This is a genomic window from Halorientalis salina (assembly GCF_005049285.1).
GTDB classification, from domain to species: Archaea; Halobacteriota; Halobacteria; order Halobacteriales; family Haloarculaceae; genus Halorientalis; species Halorientalis salina.
The window spans coordinates 77,000-100,495 of record NZ_SOSC01000007.1 but is presented as its reverse complement, the minus strand read 5'-3'; the positions used below and the strand labels follow the sequence as shown (position 1 = coordinate 100,495).

Annotated in this window: 23 protein-coding genes; 11 read left to right on the top strand and 12 right to left on the bottom strand. The window is 66.2% G+C overall.

Annotated features, from left to right (window positions below; genetic code table 11):
- Nucleotides 1–23: 23 nt before the first annotated feature.
- Complete coding sequence (locus E2481_RS13365; RefSeq protein ID WP_136717656.1) at nucleotides 24–1,313, top strand: O-acetylhomoserine aminocarboxypropyltransferase/cysteine synthase family protein; 1,290 nt, start codon at nucleotides 24–26, stop codon at nucleotides 1,311–1,313.
- Nucleotides 1,314–1,324: 11 nt separating this feature from the next.
- Here E2481_RS13365 and E2481_RS13360 read toward each other — a convergent pair whose 3' ends face one another.
- The 3 genes from E2481_RS13360 to E2481_RS13350 form a co-directional block, all read right to left on the bottom strand.
- Nucleotides 1,325–1,771 carry a universal stress protein gene (locus tag E2481_RS13360; RefSeq protein ID WP_136717655.1) on the bottom strand — a complete coding sequence of 149 codons (447 nt, stop codon included), beginning with the start codon at nucleotides 1,769–1,771 and terminating at the stop codon, nucleotides 1,325–1,327.
- 69 nt (nucleotides 1,772–1,840) lie between these two features.
- Complete coding sequence (locus E2481_RS13355) at nucleotides 1,841–2,062, bottom strand: DUF6684 family protein (RefSeq protein ID WP_136717654.1); 222 nt, start codon at nucleotides 2,060–2,062, stop codon at nucleotides 1,841–1,843.
- Nucleotides 2,063–2,142: 80 nt separating this feature from the next.
- Nucleotides 2,143–2,829, bottom strand: coding sequence for an HAD family hydrolase (locus tag E2481_RS13350; RefSeq protein ID WP_136717653.1), 687 nt, complete (start codon nucleotides 2,827–2,829; stop codon nucleotides 2,143–2,145).
- Nucleotides 2,830–2,971: 142 nt separating this feature from the next.
- On the opposite strand from E2481_RS13350, the gene E2481_RS13345 reads away from it, so the two are divergent.
- Nucleotides 2,972–3,412 carry a hypothetical protein gene (locus E2481_RS13345; RefSeq protein WP_136717652.1) on the top strand — a complete coding sequence of 147 codons (441 nt, stop codon included), beginning with the start codon at nucleotides 2,972–2,974 and terminating at the stop codon, nucleotides 3,410–3,412.
- On the opposite strand, the gene E2481_RS13340 is transcribed toward E2481_RS13345, so the two are convergent.
- Nucleotides 3,409–4,065 carry a DUF7504 family protein gene (locus E2481_RS13340; protein WP_136717651.1) on the bottom strand — a complete coding sequence of 219 codons (657 nt, stop codon included), beginning with the start codon at nucleotides 4,063–4,065 and terminating at the stop codon, nucleotides 3,409–3,411. The genes E2481_RS13345 and E2481_RS13340 overlap by 4 nt on opposite strands.
- A 105-nt stretch (nucleotides 4,066–4,170) precedes the next feature.
- Here E2481_RS13340 and serA point away from each other — a divergent pair, with 105 nt between their 5' ends.
- Complete coding sequence (gene serA, locus E2481_RS13335; protein WP_136717650.1) at nucleotides 4,171–5,781, top strand: phosphoglycerate dehydrogenase; 1,611 nt, start codon at nucleotides 4,171–4,173, stop codon at nucleotides 5,779–5,781.
- 36 nt (nucleotides 5,782–5,817) lie between these two features.
- Here the strand turns inward: serA and E2481_RS13330 are convergent, their stop codons facing one another.
- Both E2481_RS13330 and thrC read right to left on the bottom strand, forming a co-directional pair.
- Nucleotides 5,818–6,198 carry a hypothetical protein gene (locus tag E2481_RS13330; protein WP_136717649.1) on the bottom strand — a complete coding sequence of 127 codons (381 nt, stop codon included), beginning with the start codon at nucleotides 6,196–6,198 and terminating at the stop codon, nucleotides 5,818–5,820.
- Between the two features lie 104 nt (nucleotides 6,199–6,302).
- Complete coding sequence (gene thrC, locus E2481_RS13325; RefSeq protein WP_136717648.1) at nucleotides 6,303–7,568, bottom strand: threonine synthase; 1,266 nt, start codon at nucleotides 7,566–7,568, stop codon at nucleotides 6,303–6,305.
- A 156-nt stretch (nucleotides 7,569–7,724) separates the two neighbouring features.
- On the opposite strand from thrC, the gene E2481_RS13320 reads away from it, so the two are divergent.
- The 4 genes from E2481_RS13320 to E2481_RS13305 all read left to right on the top strand — a co-directional run bounded on the left by E2481_RS13320 (nucleotide 7,725) and on the right by E2481_RS13305 (nucleotide 11,910).
- Nucleotides 7,725–9,017: an amidohydrolase gene (locus E2481_RS13320; protein WP_136717647.1), complete on the top strand. Its 1,293-nt coding sequence runs from the start codon at nucleotides 7,725–7,727 to the stop codon at nucleotides 9,015–9,017.
- Nucleotides 9,018–9,145: 128 nt separating this feature from the next.
- Nucleotides 9,146–10,009 (top strand): pentapeptide repeat-containing protein, encoded by an 864-nt coding sequence (locus tag E2481_RS13315; RefSeq protein WP_136717646.1) that lies wholly within the window; start codon nucleotides 9,146–9,148, stop codon nucleotides 10,007–10,009.
- Nucleotides 10,010–10,114: 105 nt separating this feature from the next.
- Nucleotides 10,115–11,392: an adenosylhomocysteinase gene (locus tag E2481_RS13310; protein ID WP_136717645.1), complete on the top strand. Its 1,278-nt coding sequence runs from the start codon at nucleotides 10,115–10,117 to the stop codon at nucleotides 11,390–11,392.
- A gap of 89 nt (nucleotides 11,393–11,481) precedes the next feature.
- Nucleotides 11,482–11,910 (top strand): CBS domain-containing protein, encoded by a 429-nt coding sequence (locus E2481_RS13305; RefSeq protein WP_250137824.1) that lies wholly within the window; start codon nucleotides 11,482–11,484, stop codon nucleotides 11,908–11,910.
- A 188-nt stretch (nucleotides 11,911–12,098) separates the two neighbouring features.
- On the opposite strand, the gene E2481_RS13300 is transcribed toward E2481_RS13305, so the two are convergent.
- Together E2481_RS13300 and E2481_RS13295 are read right to left on the bottom strand one after the other, a co-directional pair.
- Nucleotides 12,099–12,875: a PAS domain-containing protein gene (locus E2481_RS13300; protein WP_136717644.1), complete on the bottom strand. Its 777-nt coding sequence runs from the start codon at nucleotides 12,873–12,875 to the stop codon at nucleotides 12,099–12,101.
- 156 nt (nucleotides 12,876–13,031) lie between these two features.
- The gene (locus tag E2481_RS13295; RefSeq protein WP_136717643.1) at nucleotides 13,032–13,292 is read right to left on the bottom strand and encodes a HalOD1 output domain-containing protein; all 261 of its coding nucleotides are present in this window, start codon (nucleotides 13,290–13,292) and stop codon (nucleotides 13,032–13,034) included.
- 131 nt (nucleotides 13,293–13,423) lie between these two features.
- Between E2481_RS13295 and E2481_RS13290 the strand changes: the two genes are divergently transcribed.
- Nucleotides 13,424–18,112, top strand: coding sequence for a PAS domain S-box protein (locus E2481_RS13290; protein WP_169302444.1), 4,689 nt, complete (start codon nucleotides 13,424–13,426; stop codon nucleotides 18,110–18,112).
- 113 nt (nucleotides 18,113–18,225) lie between these two features.
- Nucleotides 18,226–18,750 carry a Holliday junction resolvase Hjc gene (hjc, locus tag E2481_RS13285; RefSeq protein ID WP_136717641.1) on the top strand — a complete coding sequence of 175 codons (525 nt, stop codon included), beginning with the start codon at nucleotides 18,226–18,228 and terminating at the stop codon, nucleotides 18,748–18,750.
- Here hjc and E2481_RS13280 read toward each other — a convergent pair.
- The gene (locus tag E2481_RS13280; RefSeq protein ID WP_136717640.1) at nucleotides 18,747–19,367 is read right to left on the bottom strand and encodes an SWIM zinc finger family protein; all 621 of its coding nucleotides are present in this window, start codon (nucleotides 19,365–19,367) and stop codon (nucleotides 18,747–18,749) included. The genes hjc and E2481_RS13280 overlap by 4 nt on opposite strands.
- A 135-nt stretch (nucleotides 19,368–19,502) precedes the next feature.
- Here E2481_RS13280 and E2481_RS13275 point away from each other — a divergent pair, with 135 nt between their 5' ends.
- Nucleotides 19,503–19,709: a DUF7472 family protein gene (locus E2481_RS13275; RefSeq protein WP_136717639.1), complete on the top strand. Its 207-nt coding sequence runs from the start codon at nucleotides 19,503–19,505 to the stop codon at nucleotides 19,707–19,709.
- Between the two features lie 84 nt (nucleotides 19,710–19,793).
- Here the strand turns inward: E2481_RS13275 and priL are convergent, their stop codons facing one another.
- Nucleotides 19,794–20,906 (bottom strand): DNA primase regulatory subunit PriL, encoded by a 1,113-nt coding sequence (priL, locus tag E2481_RS13270; protein ID WP_136717638.1) that lies wholly within the window; start codon nucleotides 20,904–20,906, stop codon nucleotides 19,794–19,796.
- 766 nt (nucleotides 20,907–21,672) lie between these two features.
- On the opposite strand from priL, the gene E2481_RS13265 reads away from it, so the two are divergent.
- Nucleotides 21,673–22,482, top strand: a complete 810-nt coding sequence (locus tag E2481_RS13265; protein WP_250137823.1) for a HEAT repeat domain-containing protein — start codon at nucleotides 21,673–21,675, stop codon at nucleotides 22,480–22,482.
- A 91-nt stretch (nucleotides 22,483–22,573) separates the two neighbouring features.
- Here E2481_RS13265 and E2481_RS13260 read toward each other — a convergent pair whose 3' ends face one another.
- Together E2481_RS13260 and E2481_RS13255 are read right to left on the bottom strand one after the other, a co-directional pair.
- Nucleotides 22,574–22,837 (bottom strand): hypothetical protein, encoded by a 264-nt coding sequence (locus E2481_RS13260; RefSeq protein WP_136717636.1) that lies wholly within the window; start codon nucleotides 22,835–22,837, stop codon nucleotides 22,574–22,576.
- Between the two features lie 19 nt (nucleotides 22,838–22,856).
- Entirely contained in the window at nucleotides 22,857–23,462 is a 606-nt protein-coding gene (locus E2481_RS13255) for a DUF7139 domain-containing protein (RefSeq protein WP_136717635.1), read from the bottom strand.
- Nucleotides 23,463–23,496 lie beyond the last annotated feature (34 nt).

Sequence of the window (23,496 nt, the reverse complement as noted above, 5' to 3'; positions counted from 1 at the left end):
CCCCTCCGTTTCACCGGTAATCCATGACTGACGAGAAATCCACCGAGACGAAGTCCCTGCACGTCGGGCAGGAGGAACCCGACGCGGCGACGGGGGCACGCGCACCGCCGATCTATCAGACCACCAGTTACGTCTTCGACGACGCCGAGGACGCTGCCGCGCAGTTCGCCCTGGAGGAACCGGGGTACATCTACTCGCGGCTGATGAACCCGACCGTCGAGACCCTCCAGGAACGCATCGCCGCGCTGGAGGGCGGCGTCGGCGCCGTCGCCACCGCGTCGGGCATGGGCGCGCTCAACCTCACCGACTTCGTGCTGGCCGGGCCCGGCGACAACATCGTCACCGCCTCCTCGCTCTACGGGGGGACCTACACCTACTACAGCCACACCCTGCCCAGACAGGGCGTCGAAGCGCGCTTCGTGGACACGCTCGACTACGACGCCTACGAGGAGGCCATCGACGAGAACACGAAGTACATCCACTGCGAGACCATCGGCAACCCCGCGCTGGTGACCCCGGACATTGAGCGGCTTGCCGGTATCGCCGACGACCACGGCATCCCCCTGTTCATGGACAACACGTTCGCGACGCCGGCGCTCTGTAACCCCATCGAGCACGGCGCGAACCTGGTGTGGAACTCCACGACGAAGTGGATCCACGGCCACGGGACGACCGTCGGCGGCGTCGTCGTCGACGGGGGCAACTTCGACTGGAGCGCCCACGCCGAGAAGTATCCCGAAATCGCGCAGGACAACCCGGCCTACCACGGCGTCAACTTCGCCGAAGCGATGGGCGAGCAGGCGTTCACCTACACCGCCATCGCGCGCGGCCTGCGCGACCTGGGCAACCAGCAGAGCCCCTTCGACGCCTGGCAGACCCTTCAGGGCGTCGAGACGCTGCCCCACCGCATGAAGGGCCACTGCGCGAACGCGATGGCCGTCGCGGAGTTCCTCCAGGACCACCCCGAAGTGTCCTGGGTCACCTACCCCGGCCTGGAAGACCACGAGACCCACGACAACGCCTCGAAGTATCTGGAGGGCGGCTACGGCGGCATGCTCACCTTCGGCCTCGAAGCCGGCTACGAGGCCGCCCGCGGCACCGTCGAGAGCACGGAGATCGCCAGCCTGCTGGCCAACGTCGGCGACGCGAAGACGCTCATCATCCACCCGGCGAGCACGACCCACCAGCAACTCACCGCCGAGGAGAAGGAAGCCGCCGGCGTCACCGACGACCTGGTTCGCCTGTCGGTCGGACTCGAGGGTGTCGAGGACATCAAGGCGGACCTCGACCAGGCCATCGAGCAGGCAACCTGAGCGGCGGCCGACTACGTGTCCGCTGGTGCGCGGACCGTCAAGACCGGCACGTTCGCCCGCCGGACGACCCGTTCGGTGACGCTGCCGAGCAGGAAGCGGTCGAGACCGCGACGGCCGTGTGTGGCCATGACGATGCGGTCCACGTCGTTCTCGTCTGCGTACTCACAGATCACTTCGCTCGGGTGCCCGCGCTCCGTTGCCGTCTCGACTGGGACCTCGCGGGCTCGACACCGCTCGCGCAGGTCGGCGAGGGCAGCGTCGCCCTCCTGTTCGAGCGCGTCCAACACGATATCCTCGGTCGTGAACCCGTGGTAGTGCCGTGGGTCGACGACGTAGAGCCCGTGGATCGTCGCCCCGAGGCGGTCGGCGAGGTCGATGGCTTCCGCCAGCGCGACCATCGCCGTCTCGCTCCCGTCGACCGGGACCAGGATCCGCTCGTATCCGCGTTCAGATGCCATGGCCGGAGCTTCCACGGTCGGTTCCATAACGATTGTTCGAAGGGCAAAGAGACCGAGAGATCCGGTTCACTAACCCAGTTCCGCGTCCTGGATGACGCGGGCTGCGACCCAGGTCAAGAGTCCGAGCAGGACGAACGGGACGGCGTGGAGGCCGATGGCGACGACCATCACGAACGGGTCGCTGACCCACGGCGACGTAAGCAGCAGGTACGCGGTGAAAAAGAGGATGATGACCATCGGAATGGCGTTGACGATGACGTCGAGCAGCGTCTCTCGGTGCAGTCGGAACACGGTACAGGTACGTCGACCGCCAGCGAAAAGAGCGCATTTCCCACTCGCATCCCGACTGCGTTGGCGTGGTCCGAACGTCCTTACAGAACCCGCTCGGCTTCCAGCACGCCCTGGAGTTCCGCCATCGAGAGGACGACGGTGTCACACGAGGGCTCGACGGCCGGTTTCGGATCGAACCCGATCGACAGCCCGGCGACTTCGAGCATCGGGAGGTCGTTGGCCCCGTCGCCGACCGCCACGGTGTCGGCCATGTCGACGCCGACGGTCCCCGCGAGGTCTTCGAGCGCGTCGTCTTTGGTCCCCTCGATGAGCGGCCCCTCGACCTCGCCGGTGAGCACTCGCGGGCGCTGCCCGCTCGTGTTTTCCGAGGCGCCTTGCGCCTCGCTTTCCCCGTCCTCGATGGGCAGTCGGTTGGCGACGATGGAGTCGACGGAGACGCCGGCTTTCTCCAGGGCGCGTTCGACGCCGCGCTCGAAGCCGCCGGTCAGGATGGCGGTGTGATGTCCCGCCTCGTTGAGGTTGTCGATGACCATGGCGGCGTCCTCCCGGAGGACGACCCCGTCGAAGGCGTCCTCGGCCTTTTCCTGGGAGAGTCCCTCCAGGAGGGCACAGCGCTGGCGCAGGCTCTCGGCGTACTCGATCTCGTCGTTCATCGCCCGCTCCGTGATCCGTTCCATGTCGCCCGCGACGCCGCACTGCTCGCCCAGCAGCACGGTCATCTCCGAATCGGACAGCGTCCCGTCGAAATCGAAGGCTACGAGTGTCATGCCCGCCCGTTCGCGGGCAGGGGTTTCAAAACTCCCGATTGGGCGCGCTCGCACCGGACAACTCCCGACTGGCCCCGGTGCCCGAGCGACAGCCCCGCCGGTTGCCAAACAGTTTATGTCCGGGCGTGACCACGTCAGGGCAATGACCGCTCCCTCGCCGGACACGCCTGAGGACCCGCCGGACGACCTCGACGACATGGACGAATCGGAGCTGGACGACGTCGACGAGGACGTTCGCGACCTGATCGAGGACCTCCGGGCCGAATCGGACGCCTCGCTCCGGCTCGCCATCCGGTACACCGCCGACGACTACGAGGTCCTCTTCGCCCGCGAGGACGTCGCCGACCAGTTCCCCGGGCCGGAGCTCGGCCAGCGCGTCGAGACGCTCGTGATGAAGGGACTCGGTGATCCGCCACAGGAGAACACGCTCTTCGATTTCGGCTCGCTCGAGTCGACGCTGCGGTTCTACGACAACGCCCTGGTCGCGCACTTCCCCTACCGCGAGTGGTCCGGGTTCGTGTTCACGCTCGACCGGACGGACGCACCGCTGGTCGACCTCGTCGGCGAACACCTCGAAGACTAGAAGGCCGTCCAGCGACGCGGGCCGAAGTCGGCCCCGCGGACGCGCAGTTCCGGCTCGTCGCCCTCGTCCCGAACCTCGACGACCGCGTCGAACAGCCCCGTCAGCACGTCCAGCGCTTCGGTGTTTCGGGACGTCGTATCGAGCGTGAACACGCCCGAGAAGCCTGAGCTCGCCATCCGGCCGTTCATGACGTGACAGAACTGGAAGACGCGTTTGAGGTCGGCGTACATCAACAGCGTCGAGAGCGTGTGCAGGCCGATGCGGACGCCGCGGCCCTCGTGGTGGAACTCCCGCATGAACCCCGAGGCGGCGATCCCGATACCCGTCAGGTCGCCGGCGCTGGTGACGTATTTCGTGGTCGCCGAGTCCCGCACCCGACTGATGCTGTGACTCCGGCTGACGCAGTCGATCATTCGAAGGTCCCACGCTGCCGGGTCGGCTCGCGTCTCCAGAAACGAGTCCCGGAAGCGGTCGGCGTCGCGTTTGGTCGTGACGAGGATGCTCGCGGTCTCGTCACCACCGCCGACGAGGTCGAACAGCAACTGTCGCTTGCCGGTCATCGCCGGCCCGGCGATGAGGACGCTCGTTCCCGCCTCCAGTCGCTCCGGGTTGAGGGGAGACTCCACGTCCTCGGCTGCGCGCTCGTCGCTCACGTTTCCCAGGAGCAGACGATAATATATGAATCCTCTCCCACGCGCTCCAGTCTGTTGCGCATCGATGAAGAAAGGGTTATGCCGGCCGACTGGAATGGTTCGCGCATGAAGGTACTCGTCACGGACCCTATCGCCGATGCGGGGATTCAGCGACTCCGCGCGGCGGGGCACGACGTGGAAACGGCTTACGAAGTCGAAGGTGATGCACTGCTCGATGCGGTCAAGGACGCGAACGGACTCATCGTCCGGTCGGGCACCGAAGTCACCGACGAGGTGTTCGAGGCTGCCGACGACCTCGTCATCGTCGGCCGCGCGGGCATCGGCGTCGACAACATCGACATCGACGCCGCGACCGAACACGGCGTCATCGTCGCCAACGCGCCACAGGGCAACGTTCGGGCAGCCGCCGAACACACGGTCGCGATGGCCTTCGCGACGGCTCGCTCCATCCCGCAGGCCCACGAACGACTCACGAACCGCGAGTGGGCCAAAGGCGAGTTCCTCGGGACCGAACTCAACGGCAAGACCCTCGGGATCGTCGGCCTCGGCCGCGTCGGCCAGGAAGTCGCCAAACGACTGGGTTCCATCGGCATGAACCTGGTCGCGTTCGACCCGTACATCTCCGAGGAGCGCGCCGACCAGCTCGGCGCGGAACTGGTCGACGACCTGGAGGACTGTCTCGCACAGGCCGATTTCATCACGGTCCACACGCCGCTGACCCCCGAGACCGAGAACATGATCGGCGAGGAGGAACTCGCCCAGCTCGAAGGCGGCTACGTCGTCAACTGCGCCCGGGGCGGCATCATCGACGAGCCGGCGCTGGCCGAGGCCGTCGAGGACGGTGTCCTCGCCGGCGCTGCCGTCGACGTCTTCGCCGAGGAACCGGTCGACCCGGACAACCCGCTGCTCGACGTCGAGGACGTCATCGTGACGCCCCACCTCGGCGCGAGCACGGAGGCGGCACAGGAAAACGTCGCGACCAGCACCGCCGACCAGGTGATGGCGGCCTTCCGCGGCGAGCCGGTGATGAACGCGCTGAACGCGCCCTCGATGGACGAGTCGGCGTTCCCCCGCGTTCGACCCTACATCGACCTCGCCGAAACCGCAGGGAAAATCGCCGTCCAGCTGTTCGAGGAACGCGTCGAGGAAGTCGAGATCTCCTACGCCGGCGACATCGCCGAGGAGGACCTGGATCTCGTGACGGCCAGCGCGCTCAAGGGCGTCTTCGAGCCCCTCGAGTGGCAGGTCAACGCCGTCAACGCCCCCCAGATCGCCGAGGAGCGCGGCATCGACGTGGTCGAGTCCAAGAGCCGCTCGTCGGAGGACTTCCAGAGTCTGGTGACGGTCACCGTCAAGAACGGCGACGAGGAGGTCGGCGTCTGCGGGACCCAGTTCGCCGGCGAGGACCCGCGGATCGTCCGCATCGACGGCTACCGCGTCGACGCCATCCCGCACGGCCACATGCTGGTCGCGCGCAACGAGGACGTCCCCGGCGTCATCGGTTTCATCGGCTCGACGCTGGGCGACGCCGACGTCAACATCGCAGCGATGTTCAACGCCCGCGAGACCATCGGCGGCGAGGCCCTGTCGGTGTACAACTTAGACGACGCGCCCTCCGAGGACGTACTCACTCGGATCCTCGACGACGAGCGCATCATCAACGTGAGCCACATCTCGCTGAACGGGACCGTCGACGACGACACGAGCGACGACTGACGATCCCACCGCGTCGCTAATTTTTGTCGACCCGGCTCAGCGGCGACCCAGGAGCGACCGAAGGCCCCCCAGAAGACCCTCGTCTCCCCCGTCGTCCTCGAACTCGATGGCGACGGCCCCGTCGTCGCCGTCTCGGTCTCGCTCGGCCAGGATCGTCTCGTACCGGTCGACGATCGCCGTTCGCTGCCGGTCTTTCGCTTCGAGCGCCTGCTCCAAGGCGGCGATTCGGGCCTGGAGGATCGCTCGTTCGATACTGTGGAGTCTGTCACGGGCGGCCCCGGTGTGGGTCACCGATCGGGCGACCGTCGAGCACGTCTCGACGTCGATCGCGCCGGAACCGAGCGTCGCATCCGGTTCGGCCTCGCCGTGGTCGTCAGTTTCCCCCCCGGGCGGATCGTGAGTAGTTTCGGGTACCATCGTCGCGGTGATACAACTATGGGAGACACTCGCAAAAAGATCCGTCAGACAGTGGTCACACGCCCGGCCGACGGGCTTCAGTGCAAGAATTTCCTTCGAGCGAATTACTCCTGCAGGTGAGCGAGAACCTCGTCGGTGTCGTTGGGGACCGGTTCGGGGTCCGCGCCGGCCTCGGCGGCCGCGTCGGGGTCCTTGAGGAGGTGGCCGGTCGTGAGACAGACCACGTCCTCGTCGGCCTCGATCTCGCCCTGTTCGCGGAGTTTGCGCAGGCCGGCCACGGAGGCCGCCGAAGCCGGTTCGACGCCGACGCCCTCCTCGGCGAGGTCGCGCTGGGCCGCAGTGATCTGTTCGTCGGAGACGGCGACGGCGGTCCCGTCCGTGTGCCGGATGCCGGGCAGGGCCTTCGGGGCGTTGACCGGGTTGCCGATGCGGATGGCGGTCGCGCGGGTCTCGACCTCCTCCCAGCGACGGGTGTCGTCCAGCCCCTCCTCGATGGCCTCGACCATCGGCGCTGCGCCCTCGGCCTGGACGCCGGTGAGTTTCGGGACCTCGCTCTCGTCGAGTTCGCCGCTGGCGACGAGTTCGCGGAACGCCTTGTACAGCGCCGCGGTGTTGCCGGCGTTGCCGACCGGGAGGACGATGCGGTCGGGGAACCGGCCCTCGTCCTCGTAGAACCGTTCGAGGATCTCGAAGCCGATGGTCTTCTGGCCCTCCAGCCGGAAGGGGTTCAGCGAGTTCAGCAGGTAGGCCTCACCGCGGCCCGCCAGATCCTGGACGATGTCGAGACAGGAGTCGAAGTTGCCGTCGACCTCCAGGATGCGCGCGCCGTGGAGACTCGCCTGGGCAATCTTCCCGGCGGCGACCTTCCCGGCGGGGAGCAAGACGAGGGTCTGGAGGCCGGCGCGGGCACCGTAGGCCGCCAGTGCGGCGCTGGTGTTGCCGGTCGAGGCACAGGCCAGGCGGCCGACGCCGACCTCCTGGGCGACCCGGACGCCGACGGTCATCCCGCGGTCCTTGAACGAGCCGGTGGGGTTCATCCCCTCGTGTTTGACGCGGAGGTTCCGGACGCCGATGTCCTCTTCGAGTCGGGGCACGTAGTGCAGCGGCGTGTCGCCCTCGGGGAGCGTGACGCCCTCCTCGAAGGGGAGCGCCTCGCTGTAGCGCCAGACGCCGCGACCCTCGAAGTCGTCGAAGGTCGGCGCGTCGGCGTACCGAGCTTCCAGCAGGCCGTCGCATTCCTCGCAGGTGTAGATGACGTCGTCGAACGGCGCGTGGGTCTCCCCGCACTCGATGCAGGTGAGCCAGACGCCGTCGTCGGCGACGTCGGGCACGGTCTCGGAGTCCGAAGGCGAAAGTGTCAGGTCTGCCATTGCCGGGACGAGGGCCGCACGCCGCAAAAAGCCCACCTTTTCCGCGTCGGGGTCCCCGCTTCCGTCGCCCGGTGCGTGATATCCGAGCCTGAAACGCGGGCTCTGGAAACGCCCGGGACCCGGTGGATTAAGACGCCCGCCCCCGGACACGACCACATGACCACGCTTCGGATCACGGACGGCCGGGTGCTCCGCCCGGACACGACGATCGAACGCGCCGACGTCCTCGTCGATCAGGACGCCGGGGAAATCCTGGAAGTCGGCGACGTCGCGGAGGGCGACGTGGGCCTGGACGCCGAGGGCGACCTCGTCATCCCGGGACTCGTCAACGCCCACACCCACGTCGCGATGACGTTGCTCCGGGGGTACGCCGACGACAAGCCCCTCGACGCCTGGCTGCAGGAGGACATCTGGCCCGTCGAAGCCGAACTCACCCCCGAGGACGTACGGGCCGGCGCACGGCTGGGCATCCTGGAGATGATCCGGTCGGGCACCACGGCGTTTTCCGACATGTACTTCCACGTGCCCGAGATCGCCGCCGCCGTCGAGGCATCGGGCGTCCGGGCGAAACTCGGCCACACCGCGATCACCGTGGGCAAAGACGAGACGGCCGCCCGCGAGGACTGCCAGGCGAGCCTCGACGTTGCCGAGGACCTCCAGGGAGCGGCCGACGGGCGCATCACGACGACGTTCCAGCCCCACTCGCTGACGACTGTCGGCGAGCAGTTCCTCCGCGAGTTCGTCCCGAAAGCCCGCGAGGCGGACCTGCCGATCCACTTCCACGCCAACGAGACCGAGGGTGAGGTCGACCCACTCGTGGACGAACACGGCGAGCGACCGCTCGAGTACGCCGACGACGTGGGCCTGCTCGACGACGGAAGTTTCCTCGCCCACGGGGTTCACACCGACGAAGTCGAACACGAGTTGCTGGCCGAGCGCGGGACCGCCGTCGTCCACTGCCCGGCCTCGAACATGAAACTCGCCAGCGGGATGGCCCCCGTTCAGGAGATGCTCGACGCCGGCGTCACCGTCGGCCTGGGCACCGACGGCGCGGCCTCGAACAACGACCTCTCGATGTTCGACGAGATGCGCGACGCCGCCATGCTGGGGAAACTCGCGGCCGACGACGCCAGCGCCGTCGACGCTGCCACGGTGGTCGAGATGGCCACGCAGGGGAGCGCGGCCGCCCTCGGAATCGAGTCGGGCCGCATCGAACCCGGCGCGAACGCCGACCTCGCCGTGGTCGACCTGGACGAACCGCGACTGACGCCGGCCCACGACCTGGTGAGCCACCTGGCCTACGCCGCGACCGGCACGGACGTGCGCCACACCGTCTGTGACGGGCAGGTGCTCATGCGCGACCGGACGGTGCTCACGCTCGACGAACAGCAGGTCGTAGCGGAGGCCAGCGAGCGCGCACGGGCGCTCGTCGAACGCGCGACGGCGTAGCCGGGCGAAAGATTAAACGTCGAGAATCGTTTGTAAACAGTATAAACAGTTTTGCAGCCGTTTTGGAGTGTCTGAACGAGATGAACGGGAGTCCGGGTTTATGGAGGAAAGGGATCTGTACTGACGTGATGCGTTTCAGACATTCACTGCTCGCACTCGCGGCCGTTGTACTGCTGGTCGTGGCGGCCGTCGGTCCGGCCGCCGCGGCGTCCAGCCCGACCGCCGTCGGGTCGACGACCGACCTCGCGGTCGCGGACGACGACACGAACACGACTGACGATACCAACACGACTGACGAGAACGAGACCGATCTGAACGAGACCGATCTGAACGAAACGGATCTGAACGAAACGGATCTGAACGAAACGGATCTGAACGAAACGGATCTGAACGAAACTGACGACGCGAACGAGACTGACCTCGACGACAACGAGACGGTGTTCGACGACCGGCCGTTCGGACTCGTCCTGGGTCAGTACAAGAACGATTTCCTCTCGAACAGCACGAACGAGACGGACCAGCCGTTCGGTATCGTGGTGGCGTCGTTCGCGGTCCAGAACAACCCCGGGAACGCTCCAGCCCACGCCGGCCCGCCCGCGCACGCCGGCCCCGGCGGTGACGAGAACGAAAGCGAGAACGAGAGCGAGGACCGACGCGGGCCGCCCGACTTCGTGAACGAAGACGACGGCGAGAACGAATCTGACGACCAGCGCGGTCCGCCGGCGTTCGCCGGTGGGGACGACGACGAGAACGAGACCGACGACCGGCGCGGTCCGCCCGCGGACCGCGGACCGCCGGGCGAGCGTGACGGCGATGACGACAGCGAGAACGAGACCGAGACGGACGACGCCGAAGACGAGACTGACGACGCGGACGAGGAGGAGACCGAATCCGAGACCGACGACGATGAAACGGACGACGAAGCCGAAACGGCCGACGACGACGGCGGACCGCCCGCGAACCGCGGGAACGGCGGCGGCCCCGGTCGATAGCGCGACCGAGTCCACGGGCGACCGTGCGAGCACGTCCGTTGCCGTCCCCGACCGCCGGCGGGTCGGTTCGGCACTGTTTTGAACGCCCTGACCTATCCTTCAGGCATGACTACGCCGATCAGCGAGCGACTCGCCGACGTCGAGACCGCCCGGGAGGAAGGGCGGCGCAAGATCGACTGGGCGCGCGAACACATGCCGATCATGGCCTCGCTCCGCGAGGACTTCCAGGACGACCAGCCCTTCGCCGGCGAGCGCATCGGCATGGCGATGCACGTCGAAGCCAAGACGGCGGTGCTGGCCGAGACGCTGGCCGACGGCGGCGCCGAAGTCGCCATCACCGGCTGTAACCCGCTCTCGACCCACGACGACGTGAGCGCCGCGCTCGACGCCCACGAGAACGTCACCTCCTACGCCGAACGCGGCGTCGACGACGACGCCTACTACGCGGCCATGGAGGCCGTCATCGACCACGAACCGACTATTACTGTGGACGACGGGATGGACCTCATCGCCGCCATCCACGAGGACTACCCCGAACTCATCGACACCATCGTCGGCGGCTGTGAGGAGACGACCACGGGGGTCCACCGCCTGCGCGCGATGGACGAGGACGGCGCGCTCGACTACCCGGTCTTCGCCGTCAACGACACGCCGATGAAGCGGCTGTTCGACAACGTCCACGGCACCGGCGAGTCCTCGCTGGCGTCCATCGCCATGACGACGAACCTCTCCTACGCCGGCAAGACCGTCGTCGTCGGCGGCTACGGCGACTGCGGCCGCGGCGTCGCCAAGAAGGCCAGCGGCCAGAACGCCCGCGTCATCGTCACGGAAGTCGACGCCCGCCGCGCCCTGGAAGCCCACATGGAGGGCTACGAGGTCATGCCCATGCAGGAGGCCGCCAAGGAAGGCGACGTGTTCATCACGACCACGGGCAACCGCGACGTCATCACCCGCGAGGACTTCGAGGAGATGAAAGACGGTGTTCTCCTCGCGAACGCCGGCCACTTCGACGTGGAGATCGATCTCGTGGCGCTCGAAGAGATGGCCGAGGAGGTCACCGAACCCCGCGACGGCATCGAGGCCTACGTCATGCCCGACGGCCGCGAACTGAACGTGCTGGCCGAGGGGCGTCTCGTCAACCTCGCGACGCCGGTGGCGCTGGGCCACCCCGTCGAGGTCATGGACCAGTCCTTCGGCGTCCAGGCGGTCTGTGTGCGCGAGCTAATCGAGAGCGGCGACGAGTACGACGCTGGCGTCCACGACGTGCCCGACGACCTGGACCGGGAAGTCGCCGAGATCAAACTCGACGCCGAAGGGGTCGGTTTCGACGACCTGAGCGACGAACAGCGTGAGTACATGGGCTCCTGGCAGCACGGAACCTGAGTCGACGGATAGCGATCCCGAGACCAGACCGCAGACACCGGAGAGAGCACGGTCAGTAGCGTTAACCAGCGACCGACCCATTATGAACCATGATAGATATTCCGGTGTCGAACGTGATGGCACGCGGTGTCGAGACCATCACGGGCGAGGTAACAGCCGCCAGAGTGGCACGTCAGTTCGCCGAGAAGCGACTCGGATCGCTCGTGGTAGTCGAGCCGGACACCGGTCGGCTGATCGGCATCGTGACCGAGTCGGACGTCATCCGACAGGTCGCGACGAACGGCGACCTGGACACGGTCGCCGTGTCCACGTTCATGAGCGCGCCGGTCGTCACGATAGCGGGCAGTGAACCCATCCACGTCGCAGCGGACAGGATGAAACAACACTCCATCCGTCGGCTCCCGGTCGTCGACGACGGCCAGCTCGTGGGGATCGTGACGACGACGAACCTGACACATTACCTGCCGAAGCTCCGGAACACGATCCTCCGGCAACGGGGGTCGAATCAGGCGCTGTGAATCGGGTCCCGGCCGCACGCGGCCGCGACCGGGATCGAGCGAAAAACTGCCGCAGCGCGTTCTGTCCCATCGAAGCGGTCGGCGTTTCGCTCGTCGTGGCGCGGGAACCCGGCGGGTCGAGTTCGACCTCGAGGGTATCGGGGTACTCACGCGAGGGACGGCGAGGGGCGCGGACGGAACACCGCGTCTCAGTCGGTCGAAGACCGCTCGATCCCGTGGATCGTGAACACGAGGCTCCCGTCGTCGAGGGCGACGACGCTCGTGTTGGCGGTAAAGGGCTCGCCGTCGACCCGGCGACCGGTACACTCGCCCGACCATCGCCACCCGTCGCGGACCGTCGGGAGCGCCGTCCGTTCGAGTCGGTCGACCGCGGACTCGGTGTAGAGGGACCGCCAGGAGGAACCGACCAGTTCCGAGCGATCCGTGCCGAACCGCGACACGAAGGCGTTGTTGGCGAACTCGATGGTTCCGCCGGGGCCGGCGATACAGACCCCGTCACGGACGGTCTCGACGGTGCCGAGCGCACGCTCGGCCACGGTCACGGCTCGCCTGTGCGCGACGAGTTGTCGGATTCGGGTCTTCAGTCGCTCTGTGATCGTCGACGCCGGAGGGGCCGGGATCGACTCGGTCCAGCGGTCCGAACGGAGGCCCGCCACGTCGTCGGACCCCTCACCGGTGACGAGGACGAACGGGACTGTGGGATCGTGCTCTCGAACGGTCGCGAGCGAGTCGAGTTTCGCCGAGACGGACGTGTCGTCGGTGCTGACGACGCAGTCGATGCGGTCGAGTTCCGCCCCCTCGACGGAGCCCGTCGTCGACTGCCACTCGATCCCGTCTTCGTCCTCGAACGTGAGACGACGGGCAGCCTCGTCGTCGCTGGCCTCGTCGATGCGGAGGACGCGGATCGTCGAGGGCCGGAGCACCGATTCCCCGGGCGACTCGACCAGGGATTCGACGGAACTCATCGGCACCTCCTGACTGGTTCGAGTCCCGCCACCGAGACCCCTCTCGGTGCGACGGGTCGACACTCGCGCTCTCTCGGCCTGCGGTCCAGAGACAGGACGGGAGACACCATCAGTGGCAGTTCAGATCGGCCACATCGTGTTTCGAACGGGACGGAGTCATTGGCGGGGGCTCCGAGCGGGGGTCCCGTCGACGGTGATCGCGCCGTCGGTCCCGACCGTGACCGCGTGCCCGTTGTACTCGAACTGTACCTCGACGTCGGCACCCTTGCGGTACAGGCGATCCAACGCGTCCGCGTCGATGACTGACGACAGCGGCGGCGTCAGATCGAGCGGGTCCGTCCCGCTCGACTCGGCGACCGCTTCGACGACGGCCATACTGATTCGCTCTCTCTCCTGGGAAGCGTCTCGGGTTTGCATTGGCGGAACGGAGGCGGCACTGATCCATGTAGCTACGGTCAGTATGAATACCGTGCCCGGAGTACTGGGGGTATATATATAGTGTCACGCGGCGAGGCATGGAACCTAATTGTTCCAATGCCGTACGCCCGATGATGCGAAACAGTGTCTGGGGGCGGATCGGCGCTCGTCGGTGGTGGACGGTGACGGTCGCGGCGGTTGCGATGGCGTTCGTCGTCGGGACGGCGGTCGATGTGACCCGCCTCCCGGGAGTGAGTCAGTGGCGCGTCGCGTTATCGATCGTCGGACCGGTCGTGTTGCTGGGGGCCGTCGACGGGAACCAGAGCGATATCGATCAGGTGATCGACGCGGTCGAACAGCTATCGACGGGGGAGTACGACGTCACCGTGCCGACGGGCGAGGAGGGACCCATCGGACGCCTCTCGGCGGCCGTCAACGAGTTGGCCGCGACGCTTCGCGACCGCGAGCGGGAACTCCGCGAGACCAACGAGCGGCTCAACGCCACCATCGAGGCGTCACCGGAGGCGCTGATCGCGCTGGACACCGACGACAGGGTGACGCTGTGGAACCCCGCGGCCGAGGAGATCTTCGGCTGGACGCGGGCGGAGGTCCTCGGTGAGCCGCTGCCGACGACCGACGACCTCGAGGGCGACCATCGGGAGATCTTCGAGCGACTGCTCGACGGCGAGACGCTGACGGGCGTCGAGACGGAGCGCCGGAGGAAAGACGGCGATCTGATCGACGTGAGCCTCTCTGCCGCGCCGATCCGTGACGCCGACGGCGAGATCGTCGGCACGATGGCCGCGATACAGGACATCACCGACCGCAAGCAGCGGGAACGGCGGGTGGAGACGACGAGCGCGCGGCTCGAAGCGCTGTTCGAGCACTCGCCGGACATGATCGACGTTCTGGACACGGACGGGCGGATCGTCGACGCGAACCGACGGTTCTGCGAGAAGGTCGGATACACCAAGGGCGAACTGGCCGGGATGAGGATCTGGGAACTCGACCGGGAGTTCGACGCCGACAACGTGCGATCGCTTTTCAACGACATGGCAGTCGGTGATCGGCGGAAGTTCGAGGGGGAATACCAGCGTCGCGACGGGTCGGCGTTCCCCGTTGAGATCCACCTGATCCGCCTCGACCTCGACGACGAGGCCCGGTTCGTGGCGATAAGTCGCGACATCAGCGACCGGAAAGCCCGCCAGCAGGAACTCCGGGAGACGAAACGCCAGCTCGAACTCGCCCTCGAAGGGACGAACATGGGCGTCTGGGAGTGGAATCCGGAAACCAACGCGGTGACCTGGAACAAGACGTTAGAGCGGCTGATGGGAATCGAACCGGGAACGTTCGGGGGAACGGTCAGCGACATTCGGGAGCGCATCCATCCGGATGACGAGTCGTACGTCGACGACAGGATCGAACAGGCACTCGAGAGTGGAAAACTGCCTCAAACGGAGTTCAGGATGCGCCACGAGGACGGCCACTGGCTCTGGGTCGAGATCCGCGGACAGGTCGTGAGTGACGAGACCGGTCGCAAGTACGTGATCGGGATTCATCAGGACATCACCGACCGCAAGAAACGCCAGCAGGAACTCCGGGAGACGAAACGCCAGCTCGAACTCGCCCTCGAAGGGACGAACACCGGCATCTGGGAGTTGGACCTGCAGACTGAAGACGTGGACTGGAACGAGACGCTGGAGCGACTGGTGGGACTCGAACCGGGGGCCTTCGAGGGGACCTACGAGGCCTTCCAGCAGCGTATCCACCCGGACGACGTCGAGCGGGTCCGTGCCGAACTCGACCGGGCAATCGAGGCCGACGAACCGCTCCAGACGGAGTTCAGACTGCGACACGAGCAGGGGGGCTGGGTCTGGGTCGGGGCTCGCGGGCAGATCGTCAGCGACGGAAACGGGGACAGGCGGATGGTCGGCATCAACAACGACATCACCGACCGCAAGGAACGCGAGCGGGACCTCCAGCGATACAAGGACTACACCGACGACATCCTCGACGCCATCGACGACGTGTTCTACGTGCTCGACGAGGACGGGAACCACCTCCGCTGGAACGAGAGCCTGCTCGAGACCACCGGGTACACCGGCTCGGAGATCGCGGATCTGAACGCGCTGGATCTCTTCGGTGCGGAGGCGCGGGATCGCATCGCCGGGACCATCGAAGAGGCCTTCGAGACGGGCGAAGCGCGCGTCGAAGCCCCGTACCTGACCAAAGACGGCGAACGGATCCCCTACGAGTTCGTCGGGACCACGCTCGAGGATCTCGACGGGAACCGGGTGTTGGCCGGCATCGGTCGGGACATCAGCGAACGCGTCGAGACGGAGCGGCAACTCTCACGGCTGATGGAGAACATCCCCGGACTGGTCTATCGCGTCGAGAACGAACGGGGGTGGCCGACCGAGTTCGTCAGCGAGGGGGTCCGGGAGCTCACGGGCTACGACGCCGGGGCTCTCGAACGCGGGGAAGTTTCGTGGCCCGACATCTACGCGCCGGACGCTGACCGGGACCGCATCTGGGCCGAGGTACAGACGGCCCTCGACGGGGACGAGTCGTACAGCGTCGTCTACCCCATCGAAACCGCCGACGGCGAGCGTCGCTGGGTCAAAGAGCAAGGTCGCGGTGTCTACGGCTCCGACGGCGAGGTCGAAGCCCTCGAAGGAGTCATCATCGACATCACCGAACGGATCGAGTACGAGCAGGAACTCGAACGGACGAGCGAACTGCTCGATCAGGCCCAGCGTATCGCGACCGTCGGCGGCTGGGAACTCGACGCGACCATCGAACCGCCGGAAATAACCTGGACCGACGAACTCTACCGCATCCACGGGCTGCCGACCGACGCCGACCTCACGCTCGACCGGGCCCTGGACCAGTACCACCCCGAGGACAGGGCACACCTCCGATCCCAGATCGAGCGCGCCATCGAAACCGGCGAGGGCTACGACACGGAGGTTCGGGTCGTCGACGAGGAAGGCGAGAGCCGGTGGGTTCGTGCGCTGTGTGAACCGGTCCAGGCGGAGGGAGCGGTGACCAAACTCCGCGGGTCCGTCCAGGACATCACCGGACAGAAGGAGCGCGAGCGGGCGCTCAGGTCACTCCACGAGACGACACGCGAACTGCTCGCGACCGAAACCCACGCCGACGTCGCCGACCTCGTCGTCGAGACGGCTTCGGCGGTGCTCGACACCAGCGGCGTGGGCGTCTATCTCCTGGACGACGAGACGAATCACCTCGACCCGACCGCGTTCACGGCCGGGTTCATGGAACTCTGCGGTGACGCTCCCTCGGTCGCCGTCGGTGCCGAGGACGCCCTGTGGGACTGTTTCGTCACGGAAACGCCGATGCTCTTCGAGGACACCGAGGAGCGCGCCGGCTCCGTGTTGTTCGGCCCCGAGGTCGAGAGCGGCCTGCTGGTGCCCATCGGCGATCACGGCGTGTTCGTCGCGGTCGACACCCGGGAGGCGATCGACGAGCTGACCCGACAGTTGGCCGAGACGCTCGTCGCGACGACCGAGGCCGCCTTCGACCGCCTCGAAAGCGAAGCGGACCTCCGGGAGCGCGACGCGGAACTGGAGGCGCGCAACCAGCGGCTCAGACGCCAGATACAGATCACCGACATCATCCGGCGGATCGACCAGTCGCTGATCGGGGCCGACGACCGCGAGGAGATCGAATCGACCGTCTGTGAGCGACTCGTCGAGGCCGAGGACATCGCCTTCGCCTGGATCGGCAGCATCGACGCGAGCGACACGGCACTCCAACCACGCACCTGGGGCGGGACCGACGGGGCGTACCTCGACGCGATTTCGCTGACGATGGGGGCCGACAGCCCCGACCCGTCGATCACCGCCGCCGAGACCGAAGCCCCGGTCGTCGTCGAAAACGTCGTCTCGGCGTTGCAGCGCGAGGACTGGCGGAAGACCGCCCTGGCACACGACTTCCAGTCGGTCGTCAGCGTCCCGCTCGCGATCGACGAGTACTTCTACGGCGTCCTCACGGTGTATGCCGACGAACCGAACGCCTTCGGCGACCTCGAACGGACAGTGTTCGCCGAACTGGGCGAGAACATCGCCAACTCGATCACGGCCGTCGAAACCCGGCAGGCGCTGCACACCGACACCTTCGTCGAACTCACGCTGGCGGCCGAGGAAGCGGATACGCTGTTCGCACGGATCGCCCGAGAGGCCGACTGTAGCGTCGAGTACGAGGGGCTCGCGGCCCACTCGGCAGCGGGAACGCGCCTGTTTCTCACGACGACCGGGGCGGAGGCAGCCGCCGTCGAAGGGGTCCTCGACGACCTCGTGACGGTCACGGACTACAGACTGATCGACGAGTCGGACACAGATTGCCTCTTCGGCGTGACGGTGTCGGGCGAGACGCTGGTCGCGAAACTCGTTCGTCACGGCGCGAGTCCGCGGTCGATCGCCGCCACCGAGACGGAACTCACGCTCGTCGTCGACGTCCCCGTCTCGACGGACGTCCGCGAGTTCGTCGAGATGGTCCAGGACAGCCATCCCTCCGTCCGGCTTCAGAGCCGGCGGAACGTGAACCGGACCGCACGGACCAAGCCGGACCTGGTGGCCTCGCTGTTCGACGCGCTGACCGACCGACAGCGCGAGGTGATGCGAACCGCGTACCTCGCGGGCTTTTTCGAGTGGCCCCGCCGGAGCACGGGCGAGGAGGTCGCCGAGATACTGGACGTGAGTCAGCCGACGGTCAACCGGCACCTCCGCGTCGGCCAGAAGCGGCTCTTAGAACAGTTGTTCGAGGGCCACAACGGGGAACCGGCGACCGAGGACTGATCCCCGGGAGCCGCCCGTCCCGACGCCGCTATCGAGTCGACGGTGGCAGCGGATCCGTCCACTTTCACCGCGCTCCCGTGTGGCTTTTCCCCCCACCCCCACAAGCCGACCGTATGTCGAGCAACCGAAAGGGCGACAGACGAGAACGGGAACTCGTCAACGCCCTGGACGAGTCCGGGTTCGCGGTCATGCGTGCACCCGCCAGCGGGAGCGCGACCGAGCGGGAACTCCCGGACGTGCTGGCGGGCGACGGCGAGCAGTTCTACGCCATCGAAGCCAAATCGTCGGCGGGCGATCCGATCTATCTCGACGGGGCCGAGATCGAGGCGCTGCTCTTTTTCGCCCAGAACTTCGGCGCGAAACCGCGCGTCGGCGTGCGCTTCGACCGCGAGGAGTGGTACTTCTTCCATCCGGGCGACCTCTACACCACCGACGGCGGCAACTACCGCGTCAAGAAGGAAACGGCACTCGCCGAGGGCGTCGACTTCGCGGAGTTCGTCGGTGACTCCGAGAAGGTCACCCTCGCGGAGGCCGCCGAGGCCGCCGAGGGGGACGAAGACGACGGTGACGTCCGCGAGATACTCGAAGCCCTCGACCGGGGCGACATCTCCGTCGACGACGCCGTCGCGATGCTCTAGTCGATCAGCGCGGCGTCCTCGCCGTGGTCCAGGCGGGAGTAGGGGAAGGCGTACGTACGGGGCTCGTCCCGTTGGGCCGCGTCACCGAGATACGTCACCTCCACCACGGGGTCGTCCGCGGGGTATCCCTCGTTCGTTTCGTAGTCGGCGACAGTCGTTCCGACCGATTCGATGACGTACTCGTCCGCGCGCTCGGGGACGACTCTGGTGACCACCAGTCGGTCCCCGGTTTCCCAGTCACGAACAACGTCGTCGGGTTCGAGCCGGCAGTCGTCACACAGCGGCGGGTCGGCCGTCTCGGGGACGAACGACTCCCGCCCACAGACGGCACAGTCCGCCTCGCGCTTGCCGGGAGCGGGGACCCGTTCCTGCGTAATTTCGATGGCGACGCGGCGGAGGTGTTTGCACTGTGCGCCGCGGTAGCGGTGGTCCGGACAGGTGCAGCGTTGCCCGGGAACGTCGACGCTGTAGCTGTGGTCCTCGTGTGTGTCGACGCGATAGACGCCGCCGCCCAGCGGCGTGACCGCCATCGGTTCCGTCCAGGCGCGGACGGCCCGCTCGTCGAGTTCGCGGAGGTCCGGTGCGAGTGCAACTTTCGGTGAACGTGCGTGTGACATAGTGCTCAGGACGCGGCTGTGTTCGGGTGCGTCCAGTCGAAACGTAGGTGCTGGAGGGTCCTAAACCGCTCGGCCCCGGGGGTCGAACGCGGAGGCATCGAAGCCCTTTTGCACGGGCCGGGGAAAGCCGCGGACATGGAAATCGACCGGGAGACAGTCGTCGAGGCCGCGGTTTCGTTCGTCGCCGTACTGGTCTTCATCGGCGCTGTCGCCCTCGTCAGTTTACAGTTCGGTTCGAGCGGCGCGCTCTCCGATACCGGCGGCCTCGCGATGGTCGGTGCCATCGTGCTGTTCGTGCTCGTGATGACCGGCGTCGGCTTCTGGTTCGCCTCGAAAGAGTAACTCAGACGGCCTGTTGTAACTGGCTACCGGTACGACCGCCCGACGACGGGCGGTCGATACCGAACTGACTTACAGAAGTCCGTATCAGTCGGCGGCTCCGCTCTCGTCCTCCGCTCCGTCCTCGCCGTCTTCGCGCCAGTCTTCGAGTTCCTCGTCGTCGGCTTGCTCGATCCGGTGTTCGTAGTAGTTCAGCGGGTGCGATTCGTTGATGACGTCCTCGCAGATGTCGTCTTTGCCGATGCAGTCGCCGTAGGACTGCATCGTCGCACACGCCGGCGTCGAGTACTCGGTCGGGCTCGTCGCGCCGCGGATGTGATCGACCTGATAGCGGGTCTGTTCCTCGCCGAAGCCCGGGTTGACCTCGAATAACTCGACGATCTCGTCGGTCGTCATCCCGATGCTCGTCAGGAAGGCCGCGATGGCGAATCGGGAGTGGTGTTCGAGGTGTTCGCCCTTCTGGACCTTGTCCAACAGGTGTTTCATACAGGGCGGGAACAGGTCGGGAACGACCGTATCGATCTCCCGTGTGAGGTCCAGGTCGTCGAGCAACTCGCGAATGCGCTCGACCTCCTCGGTGAGTTCCTCGGCGATGGCGTCGGGCACCTCGAACGGCAGTCCGTCGGTCACGCGCGCCTCGACGGCCTGCCGGAGCAAGACCAGCAGTTCGCCCTCGTCGACGGGGACCTGACCGTCCGCGAGCGGGCGGTTGACTAGCCGCCACTCGTCGCCCCACTCGCCGGCCGCGTGTTCGAGATACGTCCCCACGTCGACGCGGTACTCCCCGTCGCCGTCGGGCCCGACCTCCCGGACGCTGTCCCGCATCTCGAACTCGGCGAGCAAGGTGTCGAGTTCGAGTCGCTCGGTCCGGGTACTCTGGAACTCCGTGGTCGTCGAGAGTTCCTCGGAAAAGCGTTCGTGGGCACTCTTTGCCTCAGCGCGACTGTACCGCCGCAGGAGGATGTGCTGATCGACCAGCGAGACGAGGACGCGGGCGACCGGATAGGAGAGCAGTTCGACGCGCGTCCGTCGGTGTTGCTCGCCGACTGTCCCCTCGGTGATGGCCCACTCGATGCGCTCCAGCCCGCGTTCGACGATCTCGTCCTCGGTGGCGACGAGCGTCGCCAGATCGACGCCTGCGGACTCGACAGCCTCCCGAGCTCCCGACAGGAACGGGTACCGGGCGTGGAGCGCCTTCATCGGACACAGGGTTGCGACCCAGTCAGAATAAACCCGGCGGTGTTCGAGTACCTTTTTCTCGTCGGGTGCGCGAAGCGCACCACTCTCTGCTCACGGGCCGGAGGCCCGTTCGCATGGTCAGCGGGACCTTCGGTCCCGCATGACTCCAAAAAATCTACGCTAAAAAAGGCTGCCTCCGCGGGCTTCGCCCGCTCCGGCAGTGTCGGGGTGAGTCACGTGGTGGCGGAGCCGCCACGAGCGAGCGGGCCGGAGGCCCATGAGTGCCCCACAGGAACGCAGGCTCGTCAGTGCATGCACTGACGGTGAACCGCGGCGCGTTGCGCCACGGATGCTCGGTGCTCGGCTGCTCACTGCGTGTACGAACTATAAGCTCAAATATATTAATACAGTAAATTAAGTTATGGAATAATAGTTTCGGCGCCAGTCCGAAGTGGGGTATACTTCCCCTCCACAGCGAATCAGAGAAAGTGTGACTTTGAGGGCGTCTGTTTCCCGGGTACACCACTGGGTGAATTTGTAGCTCTCAAGGACTCACCGGAGCCATTCGGTCCGTGATTCCGCTGTTCTTGTCGCAATCCTAAAGATTCAACTTTCACATCGTCAAAAGGTCGTCTAAATGCTCCGTCAGGTATATCGACGATATGTCGATAGCCACCGACGCCGCTTCCTCGAAACCCGCGTCAATAAAGCGCAATCCCAATCCAACTCCGTCACGTTTCTCCCGATCCCTCATCCGTACACGATATACGCTTACTTCGGGCAGAAAATGAGCCGGGATGCCTCGTACAATATACGAAATATCATCCGAAACCCGAAGGCGTTTTTCTTCGAGCAGCGCCGCGGCACAACCGAGTTTTTCATCCTGTGGATCGCTGCATTCGGGATCGGATCGGTCGTCCAATCGGCGGTCGGCCAGGGAGCTGGAACCACGATCTGGTTCCTGCTCGTACTGCTCGGGTTCGTACCGCTCACGCACAGCTATATCCTCGCCCGACTGGACTTTCGATCCTTCAAGCGTCTTGCCAGCCTTGCGGAAACACCCACGGCGGAGGGGGTTCGAACTGCGTTCGAGAAACTCGATGCTTCGCAGCCGTTGATCCGACGGGCGGCGACCGACGTCCTCGCGAACGTCTGTGCCGGCTCGCCAGGGAAACTGGTGAAGGCACTCGAACAGTCGCCGGAGACGATTATTGAGAAGCTTCTGAAGCAGTTAGAGACGAACGATACCCAGCTGATCCGGAATACTGCGATCTGCCTGCGGTGGCTTTCACGGGATCATCCGGAGCTCTGTACTTCGTATGCGAAGCTGATTGCCAAGACTGCAGCGGCAAGTGAGGACGCACAGACCCAGCAGGAGTTGACGCTAGCGTTGGGATTGATCGCAAAGTCGGACCCGCAGCGGGCGAGTGCGTACGCGAAGTTGATCGCTCCGGCTGTCAAGGATCCGGACGCGGACGTTCGCTCCGCCGCAGCGACTGCCCTTCAGCAGGTTCCGACGTGTGATCCAGCCGAGAAACTCCTCCATCACTTATCCGATGACCCGGCACCGACCGTTCAGCAAGCAGTTACTGCGTAACCCGGAGTTGTAAGCACAGCATGGACTGTTTTCCACTTGTTTGAAAGGTGTGAATACTAAATCACATGAACCGCTCGTCACCACAGCGCCTCTACGCAGTACCTGCCACACTCCCGAAGACGAGACAGGTGGATTGATTGTACGGGTTATCGGCGCTCTCTAGCCGAGTGATGTTCTCGATCGCGTCGAAGTCGTCGTCGAACGAACAGAGGTGCTCGATGCCCTCGCGTTCTATGTATGCCACGAGCGTCGCATCATCGAATACGAGCCCGTCGTACGTCGTGAACAGTTCGACTGCTCGCGGGACGACGAAGTGATGCCGGAATCGCAACCATGCCCCGGTCGCTGAATCCACAGCGCTCCTCGAAACGACGTTACTCCCCGCGACGCTCGTCGAGTTCGGTCAGGATGTCGTCGGCACTGCCGCCGTCGCCCACCATCGCCCGGTACTCCGAACGGGAGACCTCGACTCGCTGGGTCTCGCCTTCCCGCTGGATTTCCAGCGTGACCCGGCCGTGGGGGTTGTTGCGCCGCCGGAAGTTCGCCAGCGCGACGAAGACGAACCACAGCGCGACGAAGCCGCCGATGAAGTAGACGATAGCCGTCTCGAAGACCAGCGGGTCCTCGGCGAGGACCCAGCGGGACGGGTAGGCATAGGAGAACAGCCAGACGCCCGCCGTCGCGATGGCCGCGCCGGCGATCACGCCCAGTTGCTGGCGGCGCTTCGAGGGGAGGACAGCGACGACGCCCAGCAGGATGGCCGGCCCGCCGAGTCCGGCGAGGACGCCGGCGAGATGCTTCGCTGCCAGGGGGTCGGTCGCGCCGAAGACGGCGGCGAGCGGCGTCGTCACCACCAGCAGCGCCGTCACGAGCGCGCCGGCACCACAGAGCGACACCCCAGCGCCGAGCGCCACCCGGCGCGGGTCCCGCCCGTCGGTTCCCCCGCGTCGACCGTCGTATGCCTCCGAGAGGCTCGGCATACCCCAGTATGGTCGGTCCACCTACAAAACGGTA

Coding starts and splice junctions, on each gene's coding strand:
- E2481_RS13300 (WP_136717644.1), bottom strand. CDS start 12,875: ATGAGTTCCGTCGAATCCCTGGTCGAGTCGCCCGGGGAATCGGTGCTC.
- E2481_RS13315 (WP_136717646.1), top strand. CDS start 9,146: ATGCGTTTCAGACATTCACTGCTCGCACTCGCGGCCGTTGTACTGCTG.
- E2481_RS13320 (WP_136717647.1), top strand. CDS start 7,725: ATGACCACGCTTCGGATCACGGACGGCCGGGTGCTCCGCCCGGACACG.
- E2481_RS13275 (WP_136717639.1), top strand. CDS start 19,503: ATGGAAATCGACCGGGAGACAGTCGTCGAGGCCGCGGTTTCGTTCGTC.
- E2481_RS13265 (WP_250137823.1), top strand. CDS start 21,673: ATGAGCCGGGATGCCTCGTACAATATACGAAATATCATCCGAAACCCG.
- E2481_RS13345 (WP_136717652.1), top strand. CDS start 2,972: ATGACCGCTCCCTCGCCGGACACGCCTGAGGACCCGCCGGACGACCTC.
- E2481_RS13280 (WP_136717640.1), bottom strand. CDS start 19,367: ATGTCACACGCACGTTCACCGAAAGTTGCACTCGCACCGGACCTCCGC.
- E2481_RS13360 (WP_136717655.1), bottom strand. CDS start 1,771: ATGGCATCTGAACGCGGATACGAGCGGATCCTGGTCCCGGTCGACGGG.
- hjc (WP_136717641.1), top strand. CDS start 18,226: ATGTCGAGCAACCGAAAGGGCGACAGACGAGAACGGGAACTCGTCAAC.
- serA (WP_136717650.1), top strand. CDS start 4,171: ATGAAGGTACTCGTCACGGACCCTATCGCCGATGCGGGGATTCAGCGA.
- E2481_RS13295 (WP_136717643.1), bottom strand. CDS start 13,292: ATGCAAACCCGAGACGCTTCCCAGGAGAGAGAGCGAATCAGTATGGCC.
- priL (WP_136717638.1), bottom strand. CDS start 20,906: ATGAAGGCGCTCCACGCCCGGTACCCGTTCCTGTCGGGAGCTCGGGAG.
- E2481_RS13255 (WP_136717635.1), bottom strand. CDS start 23,462: ATGCCGAGCCTCTCGGAGGCATACGACGGTCGACGCGGGGGAACCGAC.
- thrC (WP_136717648.1), bottom strand. CDS start 7,568: ATGGCAGACCTGACACTTTCGCCTTCGGACTCCGAGACCGTGCCCGAC.
- E2481_RS13330 (WP_136717649.1), bottom strand. CDS start 6,198: ATGGTACCCGAAACTACTCACGATCCGCCCGGGGGGGAAACTGACGAC.
- E2481_RS13310 (WP_136717645.1), top strand. CDS start 10,115: ATGACTACGCCGATCAGCGAGCGACTCGCCGACGTCGAGACCGCCCGG.
- E2481_RS13365 (WP_136717656.1), top strand. CDS start 24: ATGACTGACGAGAAATCCACCGAGACGAAGTCCCTGCACGTCGGGCAG.
- E2481_RS13350 (WP_136717653.1), bottom strand. CDS start 2,829: ATGACACTCGTAGCCTTCGATTTCGACGGGACGCTGTCCGATTCGGAG.
- E2481_RS13290 (WP_169302444.1), top strand. CDS start 13,424: ATGATGCGAAACAGTGTCTGGGGGCGGATCGGCGCTCGTCGGTGGTGG.
- E2481_RS13305 (WP_250137824.1), top strand. CDS start 11,482: ATGATAGATATTCCGGTGTCGAACGTGATGGCACGCGGTGTCGAGACC.